This window comes from Pseudomonas sp. BIGb0164 (assembly GCF_024810135.1).
In the GTDB taxonomy this organism is placed as follows: domain Bacteria; phylum Pseudomonadota; class Gammaproteobacteria; order Pseudomonadales; family Pseudomonadaceae; genus Aquipseudomonas.
In genome coordinates this window covers 108,593-134,285 of record NZ_JANUEA010000005.1, presented here as the reverse complement: position 1 = coordinate 134,285, position 25,693 = coordinate 108,593, and the positions used below count along the sequence as shown (strand labels likewise).

The 25,693-nt window shown below is 61.6% G+C and carries 27 protein-coding genes and 1 pseudogene; 9 read left to right on the top strand and 19 right to left on the bottom strand.

What is annotated here, in order from left to right:
- Positions 1–4 precede the first annotated feature (4 nt).
- Positions 5–964: a DMT family transporter gene (locus M2394_RS14895; protein WP_259172983.1), complete on the top strand. Its 960-nt coding sequence runs from the start codon at positions 5–7 to the stop codon at positions 962–964.
- On the opposite strand, the gene M2394_RS14890 is transcribed toward M2394_RS14895, so the two are convergent.
- Together M2394_RS14890 and M2394_RS14885 are read right to left on the bottom strand one after the other, a co-directional pair.
- A complete protein-coding gene (locus M2394_RS14890) occupies positions 878–1,249 on the bottom strand; it encodes a VOC family protein (RefSeq protein ID WP_178926005.1) in 372 nt (123 codons plus the stop codon). The two genes, M2394_RS14895 and M2394_RS14890, sit on opposite strands and share 87 nt — an antisense overlap.
- A 53-nt stretch (positions 1,250–1,302) precedes the next feature.
- Positions 1,303–2,070, bottom strand: a complete 768-nt coding sequence (locus M2394_RS14885) for an ABC transporter substrate-binding protein (protein ID WP_259172981.1) — start codon at positions 2,068–2,070, stop codon at positions 1,303–1,305.
- A gap of 133 nt (positions 2,071–2,203) precedes the next feature.
- Here M2394_RS14885 and dnaX point away from each other — a divergent pair, with 133 nt between their 5' ends.
- The 5 genes from dnaX to M2394_RS14860 all read left to right on the top strand — a co-directional run bounded on the left by dnaX (position 2,204) and on the right by M2394_RS14860 (position 7,833).
- A complete protein-coding gene (gene dnaX / locus M2394_RS14880; RefSeq protein WP_259172980.1) occupies positions 2,204–4,258 on the top strand; it encodes a DNA polymerase III subunit gamma/tau in 2,055 nt (684 codons plus the stop codon).
- A 43-nt stretch (positions 4,259–4,301) separates the two neighbouring features.
- Complete coding sequence (locus tag M2394_RS14875) at positions 4,302–4,640, top strand: YbaB/EbfC family nucleoid-associated protein (RefSeq protein WP_178926008.1); 339 nt, start codon at positions 4,302–4,304, stop codon at positions 4,638–4,640.
- A gap of 133 nt (positions 4,641–4,773) precedes the next feature.
- Positions 4,774–5,799: an NADP-dependent oxidoreductase gene (locus M2394_RS14870; RefSeq protein WP_178926009.1), complete on the top strand. Its 1,026-nt coding sequence runs from the start codon at positions 4,774–4,776 to the stop codon at positions 5,797–5,799.
- 58 nt (positions 5,800–5,857) lie between these two features.
- Complete coding sequence (recR, locus tag M2394_RS14865; protein WP_176996300.1) at positions 5,858–6,460, top strand: recombination mediator RecR; 603 nt, start codon at positions 5,858–5,860, stop codon at positions 6,458–6,460.
- Between the two features lie 224 nt (positions 6,461–6,684).
- Positions 6,685–7,833, top strand: a complete 1,149-nt coding sequence (locus M2394_RS14860; RefSeq protein ID WP_259172978.1) for an acyl-CoA dehydrogenase family protein — start codon at positions 6,685–6,687, stop codon at positions 7,831–7,833.
- 143 nt (positions 7,834–7,976) lie between these two features.
- Here the strand turns inward: M2394_RS14860 and M2394_RS14855 are convergent, their stop codons facing one another.
- A complete protein-coding gene (locus M2394_RS14855; protein WP_016973177.1) occupies positions 7,977–8,525 on the bottom strand; it encodes an adenine phosphoribosyltransferase in 549 nt (182 codons plus the stop codon).
- A gap of 80 nt (positions 8,526–8,605) precedes the next feature.
- Positions 8,606–9,340: a fumarate/nitrate reduction transcriptional regulator Fnr gene (fnr, locus tag M2394_RS14850; protein WP_016979302.1), complete on the bottom strand. Its 735-nt coding sequence runs from the start codon at positions 9,338–9,340 to the stop codon at positions 8,606–8,608.
- 154 nt (positions 9,341–9,494) lie between these two features.
- Here fnr and M2394_RS14845 point away from each other — a divergent pair, with 154 nt between their 5' ends.
- Positions 9,495–9,965: a hypothetical protein gene (locus M2394_RS14845; protein WP_178926011.1), complete on the top strand. Its 471-nt coding sequence runs from the start codon at positions 9,495–9,497 to the stop codon at positions 9,963–9,965.
- 8 nt (positions 9,966–9,973) lie between these two features.
- On the opposite strand, the gene hemN is transcribed toward M2394_RS14845, so the two are convergent.
- The 6 genes from hemN to ccoG form a co-directional block, all read right to left on the bottom strand.
- Positions 9,974–11,356, bottom strand: coding sequence for an oxygen-independent coproporphyrinogen III oxidase (gene hemN, locus M2394_RS14840; protein WP_259172977.1), 1,383 nt, complete (start codon positions 11,354–11,356; stop codon positions 9,974–9,976).
- Positions 11,357–11,459: 103 nt separating this feature from the next.
- The gene (locus tag M2394_RS14835; protein ID WP_176996296.1) at positions 11,460–12,143 is read right to left on the bottom strand and encodes a sulfite exporter TauE/SafE family protein; all 684 of its coding nucleotides are present in this window, start codon (positions 12,141–12,143) and stop codon (positions 11,460–11,462) included.
- Positions 12,136–12,348, bottom strand: a complete 213-nt coding sequence (gene ccoS / locus M2394_RS14830; protein ID WP_178926013.1) for a cbb3-type cytochrome oxidase assembly protein CcoS — start codon at positions 12,346–12,348, stop codon at positions 12,136–12,138. Before ccoS ends, M2394_RS14835 begins: the two co-directional genes overlap by 8 nt.
- Positions 12,349–12,370: 22 nt before the next feature.
- On the bottom strand, positions 12,371–14,815 hold the full coding sequence (locus M2394_RS14825; RefSeq protein ID WP_259172976.1) for a heavy metal translocating P-type ATPase: 2,445 nt from the start codon (positions 14,813–14,815) through the stop codon (positions 12,371–12,373).
- Between the two features lie 113 nt (positions 14,816–14,928).
- The gene (locus tag M2394_RS14820; protein WP_178925586.1) at positions 14,929–15,468 is read right to left on the bottom strand and encodes a FixH family protein; all 540 of its coding nucleotides are present in this window, start codon (positions 15,466–15,468) and stop codon (positions 14,929–14,931) included.
- 18 nt (positions 15,469–15,486) lie between these two features.
- The gene (gene ccoG, locus M2394_RS14815) at positions 15,487–16,890 is read right to left on the bottom strand and encodes a cytochrome c oxidase accessory protein CcoG (protein ID WP_259172975.1); all 1,404 of its coding nucleotides are present in this window, start codon (positions 16,888–16,890) and stop codon (positions 15,487–15,489) included.
- 468 nt (positions 16,891–17,358) lie between these two features.
- On the opposite strand from ccoG, the gene M2394_RS14810 reads away from it, so the two are divergent.
- Positions 17,359–17,805 carry a hypothetical protein gene (locus M2394_RS14810; RefSeq protein WP_259172974.1) on the top strand — a complete coding sequence of 149 codons (447 nt, stop codon included), beginning with the start codon at positions 17,359–17,361 and terminating at the stop codon, positions 17,803–17,805.
- Positions 17,806–17,960: 155 nt separating this feature from the next.
- Here the strand turns inward: M2394_RS14810 and ccoP (M2394_RS14805) are convergent, their stop codons facing one another.
- The 5 genes and pseudogenes from ccoP (M2394_RS14805) to M2394_RS14785 form a co-directional block, all read right to left on the bottom strand.
- Entirely contained in the window at positions 17,961–18,935 is a 975-nt protein-coding gene (gene ccoP / locus M2394_RS14805; protein ID WP_178925583.1) for a cytochrome-c oxidase, cbb3-type subunit III, read from the bottom strand.
- Positions 18,932–19,117: a CcoQ/FixQ family Cbb3-type cytochrome c oxidase assembly chaperone gene (locus tag M2394_RS14800; protein ID WP_032831505.1), complete on the bottom strand. Its 186-nt coding sequence runs from the start codon at positions 19,115–19,117 to the stop codon at positions 18,932–18,934. Before M2394_RS14800 ends, ccoP (M2394_RS14805) begins: the two co-directional genes overlap by 4 nt.
- Before the next feature lie 5 nt (positions 19,118–19,122).
- Positions 19,123–19,731, bottom strand: coding sequence for a cytochrome-c oxidase, cbb3-type subunit II (gene ccoO, locus M2394_RS14795; protein WP_056861521.1), 609 nt, complete (start codon positions 19,729–19,731; stop codon positions 19,123–19,125).
- Positions 19,731–21,173, bottom strand: coding sequence for a cytochrome-c oxidase, cbb3-type subunit I (gene ccoN / locus M2394_RS14790; RefSeq protein ID WP_176996290.1), 1,443 nt, complete (start codon positions 21,171–21,173; stop codon positions 19,731–19,733). The genes ccoO (M2394_RS14795) and ccoN (M2394_RS14790) overlap by 1 nt, the downstream gene beginning before the upstream one ends.
- A gap of 330 nt (positions 21,174–21,503) precedes the next feature.
- Positions 21,504–21,596 (bottom strand): annotated as a pseudogene (locus M2394_RS14785) (VapC toxin family PIN domain ribonuclease); the annotation flags it as partial.
- A 161-nt stretch (positions 21,597–21,757) separates the two neighbouring features.
- On the opposite strand from M2394_RS14785, the gene M2394_RS14780 reads away from it, so the two are divergent.
- Complete coding sequence (locus M2394_RS14780; protein ID WP_259172973.1) at positions 21,758–22,408, top strand: hypothetical protein; 651 nt, start codon at positions 21,758–21,760, stop codon at positions 22,406–22,408.
- A gap of 103 nt (positions 22,409–22,511) precedes the next feature.
- Here M2394_RS14780 and ccoP (M2394_RS14775) read toward each other — a convergent pair whose 3' ends face one another.
- From ccoP (M2394_RS14775) to ccoN (M2394_RS14760), 4 genes are read right to left on the bottom strand one after another with little or no spacing between them, the layout of a single operon-like run.
- Entirely contained in the window at positions 22,512–23,444 is a 933-nt protein-coding gene (gene ccoP / locus M2394_RS14775) for a cytochrome-c oxidase, cbb3-type subunit III (RefSeq protein ID WP_259172972.1), read from the bottom strand.
- Positions 23,441–23,641: a cbb3-type cytochrome c oxidase subunit 3 gene (locus M2394_RS14770; protein ID WP_259172971.1), complete on the bottom strand. Its 201-nt coding sequence runs from the start codon at positions 23,639–23,641 to the stop codon at positions 23,441–23,443. Before M2394_RS14770 ends, ccoP (M2394_RS14775) begins: the two co-directional genes overlap by 4 nt.
- 3 nt (positions 23,642–23,644) lie before the next feature.
- Positions 23,645–24,253: a cytochrome-c oxidase, cbb3-type subunit II gene (gene ccoO, locus M2394_RS14765; RefSeq protein ID WP_178925580.1), complete on the bottom strand. Its 609-nt coding sequence runs from the start codon at positions 24,251–24,253 to the stop codon at positions 23,645–23,647.
- A 10-nt stretch (positions 24,254–24,263) separates the two neighbouring features.
- A complete protein-coding gene (gene ccoN, locus M2394_RS14760; RefSeq protein WP_259172970.1) occupies positions 24,264–25,688 on the bottom strand; it encodes a cytochrome-c oxidase, cbb3-type subunit I in 1,425 nt (474 codons plus the stop codon).
- Positions 25,689–25,693: the final 5 nt, after the last annotated feature.

Below are 25,693 nucleotides of genomic sequence, written 5' to 3'. Positions count from 1 at the left end.
CTCGATGAATACCCCGTCACCCGTAAAGCTTACGCTAGTCATCGCCAGCGTCATCCTCTGTTGGGCGTATTCACCCATTGGTGTGCACATGGGCTTGCACAGCTACAGCCCGGGCCAACTGGCGTTGCTGCGGTTTCTGATCGCGTCGGTGTTCATGGGCGGTGTGGCGCTGCTGATGGGCATCGGTCGGCCGCGTCTGCGGGACGTACCGTGGCTGCTGGTATTGAGTTTTTTCGGGGTGTTCCTGCATCACACCAGCCTCAACTACGGGCAGCAATTCGTGACTGCGGCGGCGTCCAGCGTGCTGGCGCAATCGGCACCGCTGTTCAGTGTGTTGATAGCGTTTTTCTGCTTGAAGGAACGGGTCAGTCTCTGGCGCTGGAGCTGCGTGTTGCTCGGCCTGATTGGCGTGCTGGTGGTGATCTGGGGCGATCAGGGCGTGGGTGATATCGACCCGCGCGGCCTGCTGATACTGCTGGCGGCGCTCTCGTGGAGTGTGTACTTCGCCATCCAGAAGCACTACGCCCACCGCTACAGCCCGCTGACCATGGCGTGCTACATGGTGTGGGCGGGCACGCTGATGCTCTGCGTGAACCTGCCGGGTTTGTCGGCTGCCGTGGTGCAGGCGCCGTTGCCGGAGAACCTGGCGGTGCTGGTGCTCGGGATTTTCCCCAGCGCCCTGGCCTACCTGGCCTGGGGGTATGTACTCAAGCACGTGGAGGTCAGCCGCGCCTCGGTGGCGATGTACCTGATCCCGCCCGTGGCCATGACGATGGCCGCGACGCTGTTGGGTGAACACATCGCCTTGCAGGTGGTGCTCGGCGGTGTGATCGTGCTGGCCAGCGTGGCAGCCATCAGTCTGGAAGGGCGTTGGCGATCAATCGCTCAGGCAGAACGCGCGCAGCCGGTGGCCATCGAGGTCCTGGGCGACAAAGGTGTAGCCGAAGTCCAGGGTGGTCGGTGATTGAATAATGGTTGCGCCGCGCTCCACCCACAGGTCGTGCAGGGCATCGATGGCGGCCTTGTCGGCCAGGGAGAAGCCCACTTCACCACCGCCGCCCGTCAGCTGGGCCGCCGGTTCGACCGTGTGCCGCGACCACAGCCCGAGTTTTACGCCATTGTCGAGAATGAACAGGGCAAAGGTCGGGTTCAGCTCGACCGGTGGCTTGTCCAGCAGGCGGCTGTAGAAGTTGGCGCTGGTGGCCGGGCTGTCGACGTACAGCAGGAAGTAATGGGCGATGGTGTTCATTCAAGCTCCTGAGAGTGGGCGGTTAGCGGGAGCCAGTCTAAAAGCCCGGACTGTCAGTTTTTGTCAGGAGTCGGCAGGGCCGGCGGATTTTCCCCGGTATAGAGTTGAATGATGTCGTCGATCTCGCCCGACAGCTTCATGCGCAACAGTGTGCGCAGGATGCGCTGCACCGGCACGCCGGGGTCGTTGCGCACGATGCAGCCCAGGCTTTGCTCGTCGATGACCGCGACCTTGTGCAAGCGATGCCCGGGCGCCAGGCCCAGGTTGAAGCGGTCCAGGATCCACTCATTGATCACCGCGTAGGTGAAGCGCCCGGCCACCAGCTTGTGCAGCACCAGGTCTTCGCTGCGCGAATCGTCGCGGGTCAGCTGGCCGCTGGCGAACAGCGGGGCGAGGGCGGCATAGCGGTAGTTGAGCACGGTGCCGATCGACTGCGGCGCCAGCTGGGCGACCTGCACCACCGGCGGCGTGGCGTGGCGGCTCACCAGCACATTGCGCTGCACCATCAATGGCACGCTCCAGGTGTAGTCGCCCGACAGGTTGTCGACCCAGGACTGGGCGACATAACAGCGCACATCGATGTCGCCGTGTTCCATGGCGCCTGCGATGCGCGCCCGGGCCAGCACGTGGAACTCGGCCGGGCGCCCGACCTGGGTGGCCAGGCTGAGCATCAGGTCATACAGGATGCCCTGGGTGGGTTGGTCGCCCTCCACGTGCGCCATGGGCATCGCCCAGCTGTCGGAAACCGAGAAGCGCAGCGGCGCCGGGGCCGCGAGGCTGACGAGGGAAATCATCCATAAAGCGCCCAGGACTACGCGCATAGGTTCTCCGGGTTCAGGCCTTTGTGGGGCCAGTCAGGAGAGCTTAGTCAGATTAGACGAGCGTGCCGGATGCAATTTCCCCCTTGCTCCGCTAGCATTACCGGCTTCCGCTTCCCAGTTGCGACGGTTTTCGATGAGTTATCAGGTTCTTGCACGTAAATGGCGTCCGCGCTCGTTCCGCGAAATGGTCGGCCAGACCCATGTGCTCAAGGCTCTGATCAATGCCTTGGACAGCCAGCGGCTGCACCACGCCTACCTGTTCACCGGCACACGCGGTGTGGGCAAGACCACCATTGCGCGCATCATCGCCAAATGCCTGAACTGTGAAACCGGTATCACTTCTACACCGTGCGGCACCTGCTCGGTTTGTCGGGAAATCGACGAAGGGCGCTTTGTCGACCTGATCGAGATCGACGCCGCGAGCCGCACCAAGGTCGAAGACACCCGCGAGCTGCTCGACAACGTGCAGTACGCGCCGAGCCGTGGGCGCTTCAAGGTCTACCTGATCGACGAAGTGCACATGCTGTCCAGTCATTCCTTCAACGCGCTGTTGAAAACCCTGGAAGAGCCGCCGCCCTACGTCAAATTCATCCTGGCCACCACCGACCCGCAGAAACTTCCTGCAACCATTTTGTCGCGGTGCCTGCAGTTCTCCCTGAAGAACATGACCCCCGAGCGCGTGGTCGAGCACCTGACCCACGTGCTGGGCGTCGAGAACGTGCCGTTCGAAGACGACGCACTGTGGCTGCTCGGCCGCGCCGCCGATGGTTCGATGCGTGATGCCATGAGCCTCACCGACCAGGCTATCGCCTTTGGTGAAGGCAAGGTCATGGCCGCCGATGTGCGCGCCATGCTCGGCACCCTGGACCATGGCCAGGTGTTCGACGTGCTGCATGCGCTGATCGAAGGCGACGCCAAAGCGTTGCTCGAAGCGGTGCGCCACCTGTCGGAGCAAGGCCCGGACTGGAACGGCGTACTGTCCGAGATTCTCAACGTGTTGCACCGCGTCGCCATCGCCCAGGCCCTGCCTGAAGGGGTCGACAACGGCCATGGCGACCGCGACCGCGTGTTGGCCCTGGCCCAGGCGTTGCCGGCCGAAGATGTGCAGTTCTATTACCAGATGGGCCTGATCGGTCGCCGGGATTTGCCGCTGGCGCCGGACCCGCGCGGTGGCTTTGAAATGGTCCTGCTGCGGATGCTGGCCTTCCGGCCCGCCGACTCGGCAGACGCACCGAGACAGCCGCTAAAGCCAGTGGGGATCAGCCAGGCCACAGTTGATTCCGCCAAACCAGTGGCTGGCGCGGCAGTGGTTGCTGCGCCTGCCCCGGTTGCGCCGGCACCTGAACCGGTGGCCGTTGCGCCGGTGGTTGCACCGCAGCCCGCGCCTGAAACGGTCATCGAGCCCGAGCCGGTCGTCGACCTGCCGTGGAACGACCCGGTGGAAGTCGAAGCCGAGGCCGACGTCGAGCTGCAGCCCGCCGTGGAACCGGTGCTGGAGACCACCGGTGAGCAGCCCGAGCTGACGCCGATGCCCACCCCGACACCGGACAGCGTGGTGCCGGACGCGCCGGAGTGGGTGTCTGCCCCGGTCCCCGAGCCGACGGTCGCCCAGGTTGACGCGGCCACGCCCGGCATGGACCTCGACGACGAACCTCCGCTGGACGAAGACTACATCGAACCGGACATGGATTCGGCCTACAGCTACCTGGATGACCTGGCCAGCGAACATGCCGCCGAGCCTGCGCCGGAACCCGAAGTGGAGCCTGCAGCGGCCCCGGCCACCGGCCTGGCCCTGCAATGGTTGGAGCTGTTCCCGAAATTGCCGATCTCGGGCATGACCGGCAGCATCGCCGCCAACTGCACCCTGATTTCCATCGACGGCGACCACTGGCTGCTGCACCTGGACCCGGCCCACAGCGCCCTGTTCAACGCCACCCAGCAACGTCGCCTGAATGACGCACTGAACCAGTACCATGAGCGCACGCTGACCATCGCCATCGAGCTGATCAAGCCCGAGCAGGAAACCCCGGCCCAGGCCGCGACCCGTCGGCGTATCAACCGCCAGCGTGACGCCGAAAGTTCGATCCACGCCGACCCGCTCATCCAGCAGATGATGCAACAGTTCGGCGCGGTCGTGCGTCACGATACAATTGAACCTGTCGATGCCCCGGTGCCCCAAGCATCCTGACACCGGGCTACTAACTTGATCCACGTACTTTGAGGTGATTCCCATGATGAAAGGTGGCATGGCCGGCCTGATGAAGCAGGCGCAGCAGATGCAGGAAAAAATGGCCAAGATGCAGGAAGAGCTGGCCAACGCCGAAGTCACCGGTAAGTCCGGCGGCGATCTGATCAGCGTGGTGATGACCGGTCGTCACGACATCAAGCGCGTGAGCATCGATCCAAGCCTGGCTCCAGGTGTGAGTGAGGAGGATCGCGAAGTGTTGGAAGACCTGCTCGCTGCAGCCGTCAACGACGCCGTTCGCAAGATCGAAGCCAGCAGCCAGGAAAAAATGGGCGGTGTGACCGCTGGCATGCAACTGCCACCGGGCATGAAGCTGCCGTTCTGATCGGCGAGCGTTAGCTAGACTCCAATGCCAGGCCTCGTGCCTGGCATTTTTGTTTGTGCCGATCCAATCGAACCCCAGCCCCTCGACCATGGTCTGCACCCTGTACCGATGGATTCGATCAAGGAGCCTCCTGATGCCTCAAGAACTGACTCTGAACCAGCGCATCGTGCTGGTCTCTCGCCCTCAGGGCGCCCCCACCCCGGAAAACTTCCGCCTGGAACGGGTGGCGTTGCCCGAACTGGCAGACGGCCAGGTCTTGCTGAAGACGCTGTACCTGTCCCTCGACCCTTACATGCGCGGGCGCATGAGTGATGCACCGTCCTACGCCGCGCCGGTGGAAATCGACGAGGTGATGACCGGCGGTGCTGTCAGCCGTATCGAGCAATCACGTAATCCCAAATTCGAAGTGGGCGATCTGGTGGTCGGCTCCACCGGCTGGCAAAGCCACAGTATTTCCGACGGCCGCAACCTGATCCCGGTACCCAAGGGCTTGGCCAGCCCATCGATGGCGTTGGGTGTGCTGGGCATGCCCGGCATGACCGCCTACATGGGCCTGATGGACATCGGCCAGCCCAAGGCTGGGGAAACCTTGGTGGTGGCGGCTGCGTCCGGTGCCGTGGGCTCGGTGGTTGGCCAGGTGGCCAAGCTCAAGGGCTTGCGCGTGGTGGGGATCGCAGGTGGCGCCGACAAGTGCCGTTATGTGGTGGAGGAGTTGGGTTTCGATGCCTGCATCGACCACAAGAGCGCAGACTTTGCCAATGAACTGGCCCTGGCGTGCTTCAAGGGCGTGGACATCTACTTTGAAAACGTCGGCGGCAAGGTCTTCGATGCGGTGGTGCCATTGCTCAATCCCAAGGCGCGTATCCCCCTGTGTGGGCTGATCGCGGGTTACAACGCCCACCAGCCACCGAGCGGCCCTGACCGGTTACCGGCATTGCAACGCACCTTGCTGACCAAGCGCGTGCGCATCCAGGGCTTTATCGTGTTCGACGACTACGGCGATCGCCAGCCCGAGTTCCTCAGTGCGATGGCGCCCTGGGTACGTGACGGCAAGATCAAGTTCCGCGAGGACGTGGTCGACGGCCTGGAGCAGGCACCCGAAGCCTTTATCGGTTTGCTTGAAGGGCGCAACTTCGGCAAGTTGGTGGTGCGCATTTGACGCTAATCCGGGGCGCGGGTATAAACCGCGTCTCGTTGTTTTGTCGGACCTTTCGCCCATGAGCTTCAGCCCCCTGATTCGCCAACTGATCGACGCCCTGCGCATTCTGCCGGGTGTGGGCCAGAAAACTGCCCAGCGCATGGCGCTGCAACTGCTGGAGCGCGACCGCAGCGGCGGCGCCCGGTTGGCCCAGGCTTTGAGCCAGGCCATGGAAGGGGTCGGGCACTGTCGCCAGTGCCGCACCCTTACTGAAGAAGAACTCTGCCCGCAGTGCGCCGACCCACGCCGCGACGACACGTTGCTGTGCGTGGTGGAAGGGCCGATGGACGTGTACGCGGTGGAGCAGACCGGTTATCGCGGGCGTTACTTCGTGCTCAAGGGCCATCTGTCGCCGCTGGACGGCCTGGGGCCGGAAGCCATCGGCATTCCGCAACTGGTGGCACGTATCGAAGAGCAGGGCACCTTTACTGAAGTGATCCTGGCCACTAACCCGACCGTGGAAGGTGAAGCGACCGCGCATTACATTGCCCAGCTGCTGACCAACAAAGGCCTGATCACCTCGCGCATCGCCCATGGCGTGCCGCTGGGTGGCGAGCTGGAACTGGTGGACGGCGGCACCCTGGCGCATTCCTTCGCCGGGCGCAAACCCATCGCCCTCTAACGCGCACACACCGCGATACACCCTGTGGGACTGGCTTGTGTGGGAGCGGGCTTGCTCGCGAAGCGGTGTGTCATTCAACCTGTTAGTGACTGATCCACCGCATTCGCGAGCAAGCCCGCTCCCACACAAAACCGCTCTCACATGGAATTTGTGTGGCAAGTGAGAACTTGATAACCAAGCAAGCGCTTGGTAAGTTCGCTCCACCCTCTGCGTGGAGCTTGCCGATGTCTGCCTATCAGGATTACTTCGACTCCAGCCACCAATTGGTCCGCGACAGCGTGCGCCGTTTTGTCGAGCGCGAGCTGTTGCCGGGCATCGATCAATGGGAGGAGGCCGAAACCTTCCCCCGCGAGCTGTACCTCAAGGCCGGTGCGGCGGGCATCCTCGGCATCGGCTACCCCGAAGCCCTGGGCGGCAGTCATGAGGGCGACCTGTTCGCCAAGGTCGCGGCCAGCGAAGAGTTGATGCGTTGCGGCTCGGGCGGCGTGGTGGCGGGGCTTGGTTCGCTGGATATCGGCCTGCCGCCCGTCGTCAAATGGGCGCGCCCCGAGGTGCGTGAGCGCGTTGCACCTTGGGTACTGGCTGGTGAAAAGATTATTGCCCTGGCCGTCACCGAGCCCGGTGGCGGGTCCGATGTGGCCAACCTGCAAACCCGCGCCGTGCGCGATGGCGAGCATTACCGCGTCAGTGGCAGCAAAACCTTTATCACCAGTGGCATTCGTGCTGATTTCTATACGGTGGCCGTGCGTACAGGCGGCCCGGGGTTCGGCGGCATCAGCCTGTTGCTCATCGAAAAGGACACGCCAGGTTTCACTGTCGGCAAACCCCTAAAGAAAATGGGCTGGTGGGCGTCGGACACGGCCGAATTGTTCTTTGACGATTGTCGCGTGCCTGTGGGCAATCTGATCGGCATCGAGAACATGGGGTTTGCCTGCATCATGGGCAACTTCCAGAGCGAGCGCCTGGCCCTGGCCTTGATGGCGAACATGACCGCGCAACTGGCGCTGGAAGAAAGCCTGGCCTGGGCGGCCCAGCGCGAGGCGTTTGGCAAACCCATCGGCAAATTCCAGGTGCTCAAGCATCGCCTGGCGGAGATGGCCACGGCGGTGGAAGTCTCCCGCGAGTTCACCTACCGTCAGGCGGCGAAGATGGCGGCCGGCAAGAGTGTGATCAAGGAAATTTCCATGGCCAAGAACCTGGCCACCGACACCGCCGACCGGGTCACTTATGACGCGGTGCAGATCCTTGGCGGCCAAGGCTACATGCGTGGCAGCCTGGTGGAGCGGCTGTATCGCGACAATCGCATCCTGTCGATTGGTGGGGGGACGCGAGAGGTGATGAATGAAATCATCGCCAAGCAGATGGGACTCTAGTTTTGTAGTGTTTTTCAGGGCCTCTTCGCGAGCAAGCCCGCTCCCACAGTTGACCGAGTACATCCTTTGGAATGAGGTCGAATGTGGGAGCGGGCTTGCTCGCGAAGGGGCAGGTGCAGGCAGCCGAGAAATCAGGGCAACCGTTATTTTTCAGTCAGCCCAAATTGCGTCAGGCAGAAGGTCGGGATGCCCATGTCTTCCAACCGCTGCGACCCACCCAGCTCCGGCAGATCAATGATCGCCGCGGCTTCAAAGATCTTCGCCCCCATGCGTCGCACCAGGTTCGCGGCGGCAATCAAGGTGCCACCGGTGGCGATCAGGTCATCGAACATCAGCACCGAATCGCCCTCGCACAGGCTGTCGGCGTGCACTTCCAGGAAGGCTTCGCCGTACTCGGTCTGGTAACCCTCGGCCAGCACGTCGGCCGGCAGCTTGCCCTGCTTGCGGAACAGGATCAGCGGTTTGTTGAGTTGGTAGGCGATGATCGAGCCGATCAGGAAACCCCGCGCATCCATCGCGCCGATATGGGTGAAGTCGGCTTCGACGTAGCGATGGGCAAAGCTGTCGGCCACCAGGCGCAGGGCGCGGGGCGATTGGAACAGCGGCGTGATATCACGGAAGATCACCCCAGGCTTGGGGAAGTCGATGACGGGGCGGATCAGGGATTTGATGTCGAACGAATCGAAGGTCATCGTCGAAGAGTCCTGGGGCTGTAAACGGACTCGAAGTATACCTGCGGCCCCGCCGATTAGCGCGGCCGCAAGCGTTTGTGTCAGCCTTCCAGCGAACCACCGGCCAGCGCGCACAGCTGGATCGGGTCAAGGATATGCACTTCCTTGCCCTCGGCGGCGATCAGCTCGTTCTGCTGGAAACGGGTGAATACGCGGGACACGGTTTCCACCGCCAGGCCCAGGTAATTGCCGATTTCATTGCGCGACATGCTCAGGCGGAACTGGTTGGCCGAAAAACCCCGGGCGCGGAACCGCGCCGACAGGTTGACCAGGAATGTCGCAATACGCTCGTCGGCAGTTTTCTTCGACAGCAGTAGCATCATTTGTTGGTCGTCGCGGATCTCACGGCTCATCACGCGCATCAACTGGCGGCGCAACTGAGGCAGTTGCAGGGCCAATTCATCCAGGCGCTCGAAGGGGATTTCACACACCGACGTCGTCTCCAGGGCCTGGGCCGACACCGGGTGGATCTCGGTGTCCATCCCCGACAATCCGACCAGCTCGCTGGGCAGGTGGAAACCGGTGATCTGCTCTTCGCCGCTGTCGCTCAGGCTGAACGTCTTCAGCGCGCCTGAACGTACGGCATAGACGGAATCGAACTTGTCGCCCTGACGGAACAGGAACTCACCTTTTTTCAACGGGCGGCCGCGTTTAACGATGTCGTCCAGCGCATCCATGTCTTCCAGATTCAACGAAAGTGGCAGGCAGAGGGGGGCCAGGCTGCAATCCTTGCAATGAGCCTGGCTGTGAGCGCGCAGTTTAACTGGCTCGGACATTTCTTAAATCCTTGTGGGAAAACACACATAAGACGTAAGGGTAACGCACCGGGGGTGGGTGAGGCCAGCGTGTACAAAAAACCGGCAACGGTATAAAGCTTTATGTAACGGCGCCGATACACCGTGTGAATCCCTATGAGCTGGAGCTCAGGTCATGTCGGTACTCCCTTTCAATAACGCTGTCATTACTACCAAGACCCCTCAGGTCTTGACCGCTGCGGATGCGCTCGCGGGCAAAAAAGTCGATGACAAGCCAGCCCCTCCACCCACCCCCGGTGAAGGCGTGAAGGTGGTCATCTCCGGGGCGGGGCTCAAAGCGTCCCAGGCGGGTAGCAACCCCAATAAAGACATCGATGACAGCAGCTTGAAAGACAACATCAAAGAGCTGTTGAAAATGATCCGCGAGCTGAGAAAGCAACTGGCCGAGAAGATGGCCCAGATTTCGGCCGCCATGAATGACACCGCGCTGTCCCCGGAAGCCCGCCAGGCGAAAGTCGCCGGTTTGCAGGGGGACGTGGCCTCGATTCAGGCCGGTTTGATGAACGCCCAGGCGCAACTGGCCAAGGCCCTGAAAGATGAGTCGCCTGAGGCCAACATGGAAGCGATGAGCTTGCTGGCCAAGTAATTCCGGTTTCAGATCACCCGTGAAAATCGCTGCCTGTTCTGGTGCTCCAGGTAGGCATCGAACACCATGCACACTGAACGCACCAACAAACGCCCAGCCGGAAGTACACGCATGCCTTGGGCGTCCAGCTCGATCAGACCGTCAGCGGCCATGGTTTCCAACTGCGGCCAAATGTCGTCGAAATAGCCGCGAAAATCGATGTTGAAGGCTTGCTCGACCCCCTCGAATGCCAGGTTGAAATTGCAGATCAACTGCTGAATCACTTCCCGCCGCAAACGATCGTCCGTGGTGCAGACCAAGCCACGGCTGGTGGCCAGTTGTGCGCCGGCCAGGGCGTTCTGGTAGCCGTTCAGGTCACTGCTGTTCTGGCAGTACAGGTCGCCGATCTGGCTGATCGCCGACACGCCCAGCCCGATCAAATCGCAGTGGCCGTGGGTGGTGTAGCCCTGGAAATTGCGCTGCAAGGTGCCTTCTTCCTGGGCGATGGCCAACTCGTCATCCGGCAGGGCGAAGTGGTCCATGCCGATGTAGCGATAGCCGGCCTGGGTCAACTGCTCGATGGTGGTTTGCAGCATCAGCAGCTTGGCTGCCGGAGAGGGCAGGTCGTCAGTGTTGATGCGCCGCTGGGGCATGAAGCGCTCCGGCAGGTGCGCGTAGTTGAATACCGACAAGCGATCCGGCTGCAGGCTGATCACTTCCTCCACGGTGCGCGCAAAGTTGATCGGCGTCTGCTTGGGCAGGCCGTAGATCAGGTCGATGTTGATCGAGCGAAATTGCAGGGTGCGTGCCGCGTCGATCACGGCGCGGGTTTCTTCCAGGCTCTGCAGGCGGTTGACCGCGCGTTGCACCTCGGGGTCGAGGTCTTGCAGGCCGATGCTCACGCGGTTGAAGCCCAATTCACGCAGCAGGCCCATGGTGGCCCAATCCGCTTCACGCGGGTCGATCTCAATGCCGTAGTCGCCGGAGTCGTCGTCCAGCAAATTGAAGTGCTGGCGCAGGCAGCCCATGACCTGGCGCAGTTCATCGTGGCTCAGAAAGGTCGGGGTGCCGCCGCCGAAATGCAGCTGCTCAACCCGTTGTTTCGGGTCGAGGTGGCAGGCCACCAGTTGGATCTCCTGCTCCAGGCGTTGCAGGTAGGCCTGGGCGCGACCACGGTCCTTGGTGATGACCTTGTTGCAGGCGCAGTAGTAGCAGATGTTCGCGCAGAACGGCACGTGCACATACAGCGACAACGGCCGTGCGGCCTTGCGGCTGTCGCGCAGGGCGTGCAGCAGGTCGAAGGTACCGACCTGGCTGTCGAATTGCACGGCGGTGGGGTAGGACGTGTAGCGCGGCCCCGCCAAGTCGTAGCGGTGAATCAGGTCTGTGTCCCAACGAATGGCGTCGAGCATGCGGGCGCTCCCCGGAATAGGCTAATGGGCCGAGTCTAGGGGCGCGTGGCAGAGGGCATCTTGATTTGCATCAACGGGGAGCGGCGCTATGCCACAGGGCGATTTAATGGCCCATCAGCCAGTGCTGGTGCGGGCCGGGCAACGTCCAGATACCAAAGAGGATCACGAGCAAGCCGCCGGCCATTCGTACACTGCGCTTGCGCAGCAGCGCAGTGACGCGTTCGGCGGCCAACCCCGTGGCCAATAGCACCGGCCACGTGCCCACTCCAAACGCCAACATCAACAGTCCGCTGTCCAGCGCATTGCCCTGGCTCGCCGCCCACAGCAGGGTGCTGTAGACCAATCCGCAGGGCAGCCAGCCCCATAGCGCGCCCAGCAGCAAGGCGCGGGGCAGGCTGGACACCGGCAGCAAGCGGCTGGCCACTGGCTGGATATGCCGCCACAGGCCGCGTCCGAGGGCTTCGATGCGGGTCAGGCCGCTCCACCAGCCGGCCAGGTACAGGCCCATGCTGATCAGCAGCAACCCGGCCAGTACGCGCATGAACATCGCGGCCGGGCTGTTCGCCACCGCCCAGCCGGCCAGGCCGATCAGCACGCCGGCAGCCGCATAGCTGAGGATGCGCCCCAGGTTGTACGCCAGCAGCAACCTGAAACGGCGGCTGCGCTGCTCCTTGGGGATCGCCAGGGTCAGGGCGCCCATCAGCCCGCCGCACATGCCCAGGCAATGGCCGCCGCCAAGCAGGCCGAGGATCAGCGCCGAGACCAGCAGTGGCGCCAACTCAAGCATGGGGTGGATCTTTGGGCGGCTGTTCGGCGCTATTGGCTTCTTCGACGCCGGCCAGGTGGTTCGGGTCCTGGTCGTCGAACAGCACGCTGTGGGCCGGGCCGTCGAGGTCGTCGTACTGGCCGCTGTCCACGGCCCAGAAGAAGATGTAAATGGCGACACCCACTAACAGCAGCGCCGCCGGGATCATCACGTATAGAGCTGGCATCTGCACTCCATGCCCGCGCGGCTCAGGCCGGCAGCGGGCGGGTTTCCAAGGGGACGCTGGCAGCCGGCGTGCTCGGCAGGCGAGTCAGGCGCAAGGCGTTCAACACCACGGTCAACGAACTGAGTGACATGCCGATCGCCGCCCAGATCGGCGTGACCCAGCCCAGGGCTGCAAACGGCAGCATAAGGCCATTGTACAGCCCGGCCCACAGCAGGTTTTCAATGATCACCCGACGGGTGCGCCGCGCCAGGGTAAACGCCTGCACCAGGGCATCGAGCCGGTTGGACAGCAGCACCGCGTCAGCGCTGGTCTTGGCCAGGTCCGTGGCCGACCCCATCGCCACACTGATATCAGCGGCGGCCAGCACTGGTACATCGTTGACGCCATCGCCGAGCATCAGCACCTTGCGGCCTTCGCGGTGCAGCTGTTGCAGCACCTGCAACTTGTCATCCGGGCGCAGGCCGCCACGGGCTTCGTCGATGCCCAGCTCAAGGGCCACGCTGGCGACCATTGGCGAGCTGTCCCCGGACAGCAACAACGTGCGCCAGCCACGCGCCTTGCACGCGGCCAGCAGCGCGGGCGCATCACTGCGCAGGCGGTCATCGAGCACGAACCAGGCGAGGGCGCCAGTGCGATCGCCCAGCAGCAGCCATTGGCCAGCTTCATCGGGTGAATCAGGCAGGGGGCAACCGCTGAGTTCACACACGTAGCCCGGTTGGCCGATGCGCAATAACCGCTCGCCGACGCGTCCTTCCAGACCCAGGCCAGGGGCGCTGAGCACTTCGTCGGCCGCCAGCGGCGCACGGCCAAACGCCCGGGCGATCGGGTGCTCTGAGCGGTTTTCCAGGGCAGCGGCGAGGCTCAGGCAGTCATCGCTGCCCAGCGCGCCCAAGGGGCGGATCGCACGCAGTGCCAGGCGACCTTCGGTGAGGGTGCCGGTCTTGTCGAAAATCACTGTATCGATCTGGTTCAAGCCTTCCAGCACATGGCCACGGGTGAGCAGCAGCCCGAGTGTGTGCAGCGTGCCGGTGGCGGCGGTCAGTGCGGTAGGTGTGGCCAGGGACAACGCGCAAGGGCAGGTTGCCACCAACATGGCCAGCACAATCCAGAAGGCGCGTGATGAGTCCAGCTCCCACCACACCACGCCGATCACGGCCGCCGCGATCAGCGAGCACAGCAGGAACCACTGCGCAGCGCGGTCGGCGATTTGAGCCAGGCGCGGCTTTTCGGCCTGGGCGCGTTCCAGCAGGCGCACGATGGCCGACAAGCGGGTGTCATGGCCCAAGGCGCGCACTTCGATGGTCAGCGCGCCTTCGACATTGAGGGTGCCCGCCGTAACATTGTCGCCAACGTCTCGGGGCTGAGGCAGGTATTCGCCGGTGAGCAGGGATTCGTCGATGCTCGATTGGCCGTCGACGATCACCCCATCGGCCGGCAGCACGGCGCCGGGGTGCACCAGCACGCGATCACCCAGCGCCAGTTCGCTCAGCAGGATGCGTTCGCTCTGGCCATCGCCCTTCAAGCGCAGGCACGAGGCGGGCAACAGGTTGACCAATTGTGCGGTTGCGGCGGCGGTGCGTTCCCTGGCTCGCCGTTCCAGGTAGCGGCCCGCCAGCAGGAACAGCGCAAACATGCCGACCGCATCGAAATACAGCTCGCCCACCCCGGTGATCGCGGTCCAGATACCCGCCAGGTAAGCGCCGCCGATGGCCAGGGACACCGAGACATCCATGGTCAGGTGGCGGGTGCGCAGGTCGCGCAGGGCGCCTTTGAAAAACGGCGCGCAGCTGTAGAACACGATGGGCGTTGTCAGAAACATCGCCACCCAGCGCAGGATCACGTGCAGTTCCGGGCTCAGATCGATATTGAATTCCGGCCAGGTGGCCATGGTCGCCATCATGGCCTGGAACCACAGCAACCCGGCGACGCCCAGTTGGCGCAAGGCGCGACGGTTGTCGCTGGCCAGTTGTTCGGCGGCGCGGTCGGCCTGATAGGGGTGGGCGGCGTAACCGATATGGCGCAACTCGCTGAGCAATTGGCTCAACGGCAATTGCCCATCGGCCCACTGCACATGCAAGCGATGGTTGGACAGGTTCAGCCGTGCCTCGGCCACGGCGGGCAGGCGGCGCAGGTGTTTTTCGATCAGCCAGCCGCACGCGGCGCAACTGATGCCTTCCATCAGCAGGGTGGTTTCGGCGAGGTCGCCCGTGTGGCGTACGAAGGGTTTTTGCACGTCGGCGCGGTCATACAGCGCCAGTTCGTCCACCAACTGCACCGGCAGTGCGTCGGGGTTGGCCGAGGCTTCGCTGCGGTGCTGGTAATAGCTTTCCAGGCCACCGGCCACAATCGCCTCGGCCACGGCCTGGCAGCCTGGGCAGCAGAGTTCGCGGCGTTCGCCGAGGATGACGGTGGTGAAGCGGCTGCCCGCGGGGACGGGGAGGGCGCAGTGGTAACAGGGGGTGGTCATGGGTAGATATCTTAGTCGGCTGGGAGGGCCTCATCGTCGGCAAGCCGGCTCCTACAGGTCGAGCGCGGGCCTTGTAGGAGCCGGCTTGCCGGCGATGCGCGAAGCGCAGGTGTTTATTTTTTGAGGTCTTCAGCACCCTGTAATGGCTCATCCCCCAACAGCAAGTCCTTGTCGTGGCTGACCTGCTCTTCTTCAAACATGCGCCAAGTGCGGTCGCCCTCGACGCCCAGCAGTTCCACGAAGCGGCGGCCTTCGACCTTGTCGGTGACCTGGCCGATGTAGCGGCCGTGTTCGGTGTCGCTGCGGGCCAGGTTGATCTTGCGGTCCTTCTCCGGTTGGGTCGGGGAGATCAGGTTGAGTTCCAGGGTAGCCGGGTTGCTGTTGCCGGTCAGGTGCACGTCGACTTCACCGGTCAGTTCATCCAGGTGCACCTTGGCGCGCAGTTGCAGGGTCTGGGCCAGCAGCTCGCGGTCCAGGGAGCGGTTGATGCCTTTGCCGGCCTCGTAGTAGTTGTCGTTGACCAGGTTGTCCGGGTTGTTCACCGCAATGGTCACCATGGACAGGGTCAAGGTCACCGAGCAGGCCAGGATCCCGATGATGATCCAGGGCCAGAGGTGCTTGTACCAGGGGCTAGCGGCAGTTGCTACGGACATTGTTCTGCTCTCTATAAGTCAACGAACTTGGGGGCCGATGAATCGGCTCTTGGCTTCAATATGGACGCTGGCGTCATCGGCGTCGGTGAGGATGAACTTGACCTCGTTGGTGCTCGACGGCAATTGCTCCGGCGCACTCGACAGCTCCACCGGCATGCTGACGATATCGCCGGCCGCCACCCTGATTTCACGACGGCCTTGCAGTTTGAGGTCGGGCAGGCCCGTGGCGTCGAGCACGTAGGTGTGGTCGCGTTGGTCCTTGTTCATGATCTTCAGGCTGTAGACGTTCTCGATGCGGCCTTCGGCGTTTTCGCGGTACAGCACGCGGTCCTTGCTCACATCGAAGCCCACCAGCGAGCGCATGAAAAACGCCGCCACCAACAGGCTGATCATCGCCAGCAACACCAGGGCGTAACCGATCAGGCGCGGGCGCAGCTTGTGGGTTTTCTGCCCCGACAGGTTGTGCTCGGTGGTGTAGCTGATCAGGCCGCGCGGGTATTCCATTTTGTCCATGATGTTGTCGCAGGCGTCGATGCAGGCCGCGCAGCCGATGCACTCGATTTGCAGGCCGTCGCGGATGTCGATACCGGTGGGGCAGACCTGCACGCACATCGTGCAGTCGATGCAATCCCCCAGGCCTTGGGCCTTGTAGTCCACGCCTTTTTTGCGCGGGCCACGCAGCTCGCCACGGCGTGGGTCGTAGGAGACGATCAGGGTGTCCTTGTCGAACATCACGCTCTGGAAACGCGCATACGGGCACATGTAGATGCACACCTGTTCGCGCAGCCAGCCGGCATTGCCGTAGGTGGCGAGGGTGAAGAAACCGACCCAGAAATACGACCAGCCATCGGCCTGGCCGGTGAAGAAGTCGAACACCAATTCGCGGATCGGCGAGAAGTAGCCGACGAAGGTCATGCCGGTGACAAAACCGATCAACAACCACAGGGTGTGCTTGCTGAACTTGCGCAGGAATTTATTGGCGCCCATGGGGGCTTTGTCGAGTTTGATGCGTTGATTGCGGTCGCCTTCGGTGACCTTTTCGCACCACATGAAAATCCAGGTCCACACGCTTTGCGGGCAGGTATAGCCGCACCACACGCGCCCTGCGTACACGGTGATAAAGAACAGGCCGAAGGCGGCAACGATCAGAATGCCCGAGAGCAGGATGAAGTCCTGGGGCCAGAAAGTAGCGCCAAAAATGAAGAATTTACGCTCCGGCAGGTTCCACCAAACGGCCTGGTGGCCACCCCAGTTCAGCCACACCGTGCCGAAGTAGAGGAGGAACAACACGGCGCCGCCGAGCATGCGCAGGTTGCGGAACAGGCCGGTGAAGGCACGGGTGTAGATTTTCTCGCGCGAGGCGTAGAGGTCGACGGTCTTGGCAGGGGGGGTAACGTCATGTACCGGTATCTGGTCTCTCATCATTGCATCCCACGGCGGTGGAGATTTGCCTCGGCCAGTACGTGCCGGCCGGGGTCAAATTAGGGGTGTTGCAGTGCCTCGATAATACGCCCTTAAATGTATCAAATGGGCGCGACCTTTGGTCGCATTGGGTGTTGGTGAATGATGGTGTACGTGATCTGGGTCAATTGACAGGTGGGAGGAGAGCATTGTTTGGCGAGAGGCGCACAGGAGAATAGGTGGTTTGCTTTTTCGTAGGGCGGATTTAACTGTCCTGTAAGTTTAGTGTTCTATTGCCGAGGCCTGGTGTACGCGATTTTTGAGTTAAATGATATTTCTCTTTGTTAACTTGATAGGGTTGTTTTGAACTGGAAATATTTCGTTCCGTTTTGACGGGGTTTCGATGAACGTCAATGGAACTCGGTGGGGCTATTTGCAACATATCAGTTGCCATTCCAATTAAGGTGGTAACTGTTTTGAGGTGTCGCAATGAATGTAAATAATGGTTTGATTTTCCCACATTTTGGACGCTCTGGATTTCCTGATTTACTACCGCCAGATCAGGATTTTAAGGTGGTTCACACTCAATACTCCGGTTGGAGTGACTTGCGGATGTCCAAGCAACTGGCGAACGATTTCAAGGTGTTTGAAGATCCGAAAACCCCGGGCTTTGTTACGCTGAACCATCTGGAAAAAATGGTCAAAGATCACAACATTCCGAAAGAATCCAGGGATTTTGCGAAGGAGTTGATGGGGCGTGAAACGCTGTTGGATCAGCTTGATAGTGACAGTAAGAAGTGGTTGGACGGTAAAATTAGTGAGCAAAGCATCCAGGACTCTATAGCCGCTCAAACTCAAGCCCGGCAGGATAAAGAAGCGCCGGCACCGCGTCCACGTTCTCCCTACGACGGCACAGATTTTTTGCCGGCATTCTGAAATAACGTGCTGTTGTAGAAGCTCCTATGAGGCTTCTCCGCCAATGAATATGGCGACTTTGGAGCGACATCGCGACTCAAGACAGAGCAACGTTGCTTCTGAAACCCAACAAGCCCTGTAAGGTGTCACCCTTTAGGGCTTGTTGTTTTTCGGGGCTATTCCTTCGTTGTTGGGTCACTGTGGGACAAGCTGTAGACATACGCCGCCAGCAAGTGCACTTTGTCATTGCCCTGCAATTGCTCCTGCGCCGGCATCTGGCCCTGGCGGCCATAACGGATGGTCTGCTGCAGTTGGGCGAAGCTGGAACCGTAGATGAATGCACCCGGGTGGGTCAGGTCAGGCGCGCCCATGGCGGGGGTGCCTTTGCCTTGCGGGCCGTGGCAGGCCACGCAGTTGGCGGCGAAGAGTTTCTCGCCGTTGGCTACGTCTGCCTTGGCGCCTTCAGGCAACTTGCGGCCATCGAGGTTGGTCACCACGAACGCGGCGACATCACTGACGCCTTGTTCCTTGAGGATATCCAGCCAGGCCGGCATCACCGCATGGCGGCCCTTCATGATGGTTTCCTTGATGGTGGCCGGCTCCCCACCCCAGCGCCAGTCGGCGTCAGTCAGGTTGGGAAAGCCATAGGCCCCCTTGGCGTCGGAACCGTGGCACACCGAGCAGTTGGAGGCGAACAAACGGCCGCCCATCTTCAAGGCTTGTGGGTCCTTGGCAACGTCTTCGATTGGCATCGCAGCGAACTTGGCGAAGATCGGGCCGAACTTGGCGTCCGACTTGGCCATTTCCTTTTCCCATTCGTGCACGCCGGTCCAGCCGGTCTGGCCGTTGGCAAACGGGGTTTGCTTGTCGTTGTCGAGGTAGTTGTAGCCCGGCAACAGGCCTTTCCAGTTGCCCAGGCCCGGGTACAACGCCAGGTAGCCGAGGGCAAAGACGATGGTGGCGACAAACAGCATGAACCACCACTTGGGCAGCGGGTTGTCGTATTCCTCGATGCCATCGAACGAGTGGCCGACGGTTTCGTCCGTTTGTTCGGCGCGCTGCCCCCGACGGGTCGACAGCAGCAGCCAGGTCAGGGCGAAAATGGTACCCAGACTGAGGACTGTGACGTACAGACTCCAGAACGTAGTCATTCTTTGTTACTCCTAGAAGCTTGCTCGACGTGCTTGATGGCTTCGGGATCGTCCGCAAAGGGCAGCAAGGTCGCGTCTTCAAACTCCGACTTGCGCTTGGGGCTGAACACCCACAACGCCAGGCCGACAAAGGCCACCATCACCACAACGGTGCCCAGGCCACGAATCATCCCGATATCCATGAAGATCACCGTTTGCTTTTGATGATGGTGCCCAGGCCTTGCAGGTAGGCCACCAGTGCGTCCATTTCGGTCTTGCCCTTCACGGCGGCGGCTGCACCGGCGATGTCTTCATCGGTGTAGGGCACGCCCAGGGTGCGCAAGACTTCAAGTTTCTTCGCGGTGTCCTTGCCGTCGAGCTTGTTTTCCACGAGGAACGGGTAGGCCGGCATTTTCGACTCAGGTACCACGTTGCGCGGGTTGTACAAGTGCGCACGCTGCCAGTCATCGGAGTAGCGTCCGCCGACACGGGCCAGGTCCGGGCCGGTACGTTTGGAGCCCCACAGGAACGGGTGGTCCCACACGCTTTCACCGGCGACCGAGTAGTGGCCGTAGCGTTCGGTTTCGGCGCGGAACGGACGGATCATCTGTGAGTGGCAACCCACGCAGCCGTTGGCGATGTAGACGTCACGGCCCTCAACCTCAAGGGCGGTACGCGGCTTCATGCCTTCGACCGGCTTGTTGGTCACGTCCTGGAAAAACAGCGGAACGATCTGGGTCAGGCCGCCGATGCTCACGGCGATGACCATGAAGAAGGCCAGCAGGCCGATATTCTTCTCGACTACTTCATGCTTCATCAGTGAGCTCCCACTACGGCGATCTTGGCGGCGGCTTCGGCTTCTACCGGGTCGGCGGCACGCACGGTGCGCCAGACGTTGTAGGCCATCAGGAACATGCCGGAGGCAAAGAATGCACCGCCCAGGGCGCGCACGATGTAACCCGGATGGCTGGCTTGCAGCGCTTCGACGAAGGAGTAGGTGAGGGTGCCGTCATCGTTGATCGCACGCCACATCAGGCCTTGGGTGATGCCGTTGACCCACATCGAGGCGATGTAGAGCACGGTGCCGATGGTGGCCAGCCAGAAGTGCGCGTTGATCAAGCCGACGCTGTGCATCTGTGGGCGACCGAACAGTTTGGGGATCATGTGGTACAGCGCGCCGATGGAGATCATCGCGACCCAACCGAGGGCGCCGGCGTGTACGTGGCCGATGGTCCAGTCGGTGTAGTGGGACAGCGAGTTGACGGTCTTGATCGCCATCATCGGCCCTTCGAAGGTCGACATGCCGTAGAACGCCAGGGACACCACGAGGAAGCGCAGGATCGGGTCGGTGCGCAACTTATGCCAGGCGCCCGACAGAGTCATCATGCCGTTGATCATGCCGCCCCAACTCGGGGCCAGCAGGATGATCGACATCGCCATGCCCAGGGACTGCGCCCAGTCCGGCAGCGCGGTGTAGTGCAAGTGGTGCGGGCCGGCCCAGATGTACAGGGTGATCAGCGCCCAGAAGTGCACGATGGACAGGCGATAGGAGTAGATAGGACGCTCGGCCTGCTTGGGCACGAAGTAGTACATCATCCCCAGGAAGCCGGTGGTGAGGAAGAACCCCACCGCGTTGTGGCCGTACCACCACTGGATCATCGCATCCGTCGCCCCGGCGTAGGCCGAGTAGGATTTGAACAGGCTGACCGGCAGCGAGGCGTGGTTGACGATGTGCAGCATCGCCGTGACCAGGATGAAGGCCCCGTAGAACCAGTTGCCGACGTAGATGTGCTTGGTCTTGCGCTTGACGATGGTGCCGAAGAACACCACGGCATAGGTCACCCACACGATGGCAAGCAAAATGGCGATGGGCCATTCCAGCTCGGCGTATTCCTTGGTGGTGGTGTAGCCCAGCGGCAGGGTGACTACCGCGCCGACGATGACCGCTTGCCAGCCCCAGAAGGTGAAGGCGGCGAGGCCGTCGGAGATCAGTCGCGTCTGGCAGGTTCGCTGCACGACATAGTAGGAGGTGGCAAACAATGCACATCCACCGAAGGCGAAAATCACCAGGTTGGTGTGCAGCGGGCGCAGGCGGCCGAAGGTCGTCCATGGCAAACCGAAATTCAATTCCGGCCAAACCAGTTGCGAGGCGATGAACACCCCGAGCCCCATGCCAAGGATCCCCCAGACCACCGTCATGATGGCGAACTGGCGGACTACCTTATAGTTATAAGCAGTCGGACTGATTGCTGTGCTCATTCTAAGGTTCCACGGTTTAGGTTTTTTTATAGGTAAAATCGGCCGCAAGTATGTAGAAAGCGAGGGGCCTTTGCAACGCAATGGCTGACCTGTATCAATGCGTTCCACGCCAGATTCTGCGCCCTTTCCATGTTTTACGTAGGGACAAAATCCGAAATCGAAAGCTGATCGAGTGGACAGGAATTTTTTCGGGGCGCAACGGCAGTCGTCGCGTACACCAGAACCGGCCCGCTGTGCAGGGAAGCGTAGACCCGAATGGCAGGAGGGGAAAGTTGTGCATTGGAGGGGATGTGACAAAAGGTCGCGAAGTGTCGGTGGGTGAAAGGGCGATTATTCGTCCCAGGGGGTGATCACCGTCACGCCGCTGGATTTGAAGTCACTGACATTGCGTGTGATCACGGTCAGTCCGTGTACCAGTGCGGACCTGCTGGCAGGGCTAGCAAGACAGCGCCCAAAAAGCGTTGGCGAACACCAGACCAGATCTATTTATGCGTGAAAACTCTTCATGGATTGGAACCGTCTAGGTCTTTTTCCCACATAGGAGAAGCAAATAGGCAGTAGGACTTCCAGTTAAGGAGAATTTGATGAGTGTCAACGCAACGTCCAACAACGCTATGCACGCCATGCAGCCGGCGTCGCAACGTTCGGCAAGAACGGACACCGACAAGCCGTTCGCGCGAATGAGTGAGGCGGAATTAGCCAAGCATCTCTACGCTAATTTCGACAGGTTTACTGACCCTGATCAGCCAGGTGTTGTCACGCGTCAATCCCTTGAGCGCATCGCGTATAGCTCCACGCAGTCGGGTGTCAGCACCGAAGACTCGCAGTTTGCACGTGCGCTGCTGGAAAGCCATGGCCTCATGGGCAAGCTCGACAGCTATGGCAAGTTCAGACACGACGGGAAAATTGAACGGGAAAGTGTCCTTAACGTTGCCTCCCCTGAGCACCAGCGGTTCAGTAACATGAACGATAAGGACATGGCGGCCTACTTGATCGCTCATTTCGATACGTTCAAGGAGCGCCCGGACACGTTTAACGCGTCCGGGTCAGATCTGGGGGTGACTATTTGGTCACTTGAAGATGTAGCCCGTTCGCAGGCGTCGTCTCCTGAGGCGAAGATGTTTGCGCGTGAGTTGCTGGATCGCCCCGAGCTGATGAATCGGCTGGGATTGAAGGATCGGGGCAGCCGAGTGACCCAGCAATCTCTCGTGATCTCTCAGTCCATTGGCCCGTAAGTGCAAGAAGCAATGCTTGCCGGTGTGATTGAAGCCACTGCGTCCTGATAAAAAAGCCCCGCTAGTATGCACCGTGCGGGGCTTTATGGTGGGCGAGGGCTGGTTACTCCTGCGTCTTCTGGTCCCCATGGGACAGGCTGTAAACATAAGCCGCCAACAAGTGCACTTTGTCATTGCCCTGCAGCGCTTCCTGCGCCGGCATCTGGCCTTGGCGGCCGTGGCGGATGGTCTGCTGCAACTGCGCCAGGCTGGTGCCGTAGATATAGCCGGCCGGCTTGGTCAGGTCCGGGGCGCCCATGGCTTCCATGCCATGGCCTTCCGGCCCGTGACACGCCACACATGTGGTATTGAATGCGGTTTTACCCGCGCCCAGATCGGCCGAGTTGTCGGCCGGCAGTGGCAGCTTGGCCAGGTCGTGGCGCACGTAGGCGGCGACGTTCTTCACACCCTCGTCGCCAAGCATGTCACCCCAGGCCGGCATCGCCGCGTGGCGGCCGTTCAGGATGGTGGCCTTGATCGCCTCGGCCGAACCGCCCCAGCGCCAGATGTCGTCCGCCAGGTTCGGGAAGCCAAACGCGCCCTTGGCATCCGAGCCGTGGCACACCGCGCAGTTGGAGGCGAACAGGCGACCGCCCATCTTCAGCGCTTGCGGGTCCTTGGCCACTTCTTCCACGGGCATGGCCGAGAATTTGGCGAAGATCGGCCCGAACTTGGCGTCGGCCTTGGCCATTTCCTTGTCCCATTCCTTTGTCTGCGTCCAGCCGTCTTCATAGCCCGGCAGCACGCCTTTCCAGTTGCCCAGGCCCGGGTAGAGGATCAGGTAGCCGACTGCAAACACCAGGGTGCCGGCGAACAGCATGAACCACCACTGGGGCAGCGGGTTGTCGTATTCCTCGATACCGTCGAAGGCGTGGCCCATGGTCTGGTCCACGCTGCCCTTGGTCTCGCCCTTGCGGGTGCCCACCAAGAGCCAGGTCAGGCCGATCAGGCTGCCGAGGGTCAGTACGCAGATCCATGTACTCCAGAATAGGGTCATGGCCGATTGCTCCTTGTTGCAGGCTCTTCTTGAGCGTCGGATGGGGACGGTTCATCGGCGAACGGCAGCAGGCGTGCCTGCTCGAATTCCGCATTGCGCCGGTTGTTGAACACCCACAGCGACAGGCCGATAAAGGCGATGGCGACCACCAGCGTGCCGAGGCCGCGGATGGTGCCTGTATCGAATTCAAATCCCATGGCTCACCTCTTGCTCTTGATGGCAGTGCCGAGCACTTGCAGGTAAGAAACCAGCGCGTCCATCTCGGTCTTGCCCTTGAGGCTGGCCACGGCGCCACTGATGTCGTCGTCGGTGTACGGCACGCCGAGGGTGCGCATCACGTTCAACTTGGTCTCGGTGTGGCTGCTGTCGACTGGGGCGGTCACCAGCCACGGGTAGGCCGGCATTTTCGACTCGGGCACCACGTTGCGCGGGTTGTACAAGTGGGCGCGGTGCCAGTCGTCCGAGTAGCGCGCGCCGACGCGGGCCAGGTCCGGGCCGGTGCGCTTGGAACCCCACAGGAACGGGTGGTCCCACACGCTTTCGCCCGCCACCGAGTAGTGGCCGTAGCGCTCGGTCTCGGCGCGGAACGGGCGGATCATCTGCGAGTGGCACTGTACGCAGCCTTCGCGGATGTAGATGTCGCGGCCTTCCAGTTGCAGCGCGGTGTAAGGCTTCATGCCCTCGACCGGCTTGTTGGTCACGTCCTGGAAGAACAGCGGGACGATCTGGGTCAGGCCGCCGATGCTCACGGCGAGCACCATCAGCAGCATGAGCAGGCCGACGTTCTTTTCAATCGTTTCGTGTTTCATCACAGACTCCTCAGGCCATCTGCGCTGCAGTGGTGACTTCGGCCGGTTGCGCCGAACGCACGGTGCGCCACGTGTTGTAAGCCATCAGGAACATGCCGCTGAGGAAGATGGCACCGCCCACCAGCCGCACGATGAAGCCTGGGTGGCTGGCCACCAGGGTTTCGACGAAGGAGTAGGTCAAGGTGCCGTCTTCGTTGACCGCACGCCACATCAGGCCCTGGGCGATGCCGTTGACCCACATCGAGGCGATGTAGAGCACGGTGCCGATGGTGGCCAGCCAGAAGTGCGCGTTGATCAGGCCGAGGCTGTACATCTGCTCGCGCCCGAAGACTTTGGGGATCATGTGGTACAACGCGCCGATGGAGATCATTGCTACCCAACCGAGGGCGCCGGCGTGTACGTGGCCAATGGTCCAGTCGGTGTAGTGGGAGAGGGCGTTGACGGTCTTGATCGCCATCATCGGGCCTTCGAAGGTCGACATGCCGTAGAAGGCCAGGGACACCACGAGGAAGCGCAGGATTGGGTCGCTGCGCAACTTATGCCAGGCGCCCGACAGGGTCATCATGCCGTTGATCATGCCGCCCCAGCTCGGTGCCAGCAGCACCAGCGACATCACCATGCCCAGGGACTGCGCCCAGTCCGGCAGCGCGGTGTAGTGCAGGTGGTGTGGGCCGGCCCAGATGTACAGGGTGATCAGCGCCCAGAAGTGCACGATGGACAAGCGATAGGAATACACCGGGCGTTCGGCCTGTTTCGGCACAAAGTAGTACATCATCCCCAGGAAGCCGGCGGTGAGGAAAAAGCCTACCGCGTTGTGCCCGTACCACCACTGCACCATGGCATCCGTCGCACCGCCGTAGAGGGAGTAGGACTTGGTCAGGCTGACCGGGATTTCCAGGTTGTTGACGATATGCAGGATGGCCACGGTGATGATGAACGCACCGAAGAACCAGTTGCCGACGTAGATGTGCTTGGTGGTGCGCTTCATCACCGTGCCGAAGAACACAATGGCGTAGGCCACCCAGACGATGGTGATCAGGATGTCGATCGGCCATTCCAGCTCGGCGTATTCCTTGGAGCTGGTGTAGCCCAGTGGCAAGGTGATTGCGGCCAAGAGAATGACAAGCTGCCAGCCCCAGAAGCAGAACGCGGCGATTTTCGGCGCGAACAGCTGCGTCTGGCAGGTGCGTTGCACCGAGTAGAAGGAGCTGGCGAACAGCGCGCAGCCGCCGAAGGCGAAGATCACCGCGTTGGTGTGCAGCGGGCGCAGGCGGCCGAAGCTGGTCCACGGCAAATCGAAGTTGAGTGCAGGCCAGACCAATTGGGCGGCGAGAAAAACCCCGAGCCCCATGCCGACGATGCCCCACACCACCGTCATAATGGCGAATTGGCGGACCACCTTGTAGTTATAGGCGGTACTTAAAGTAGTGTTCATGGTTC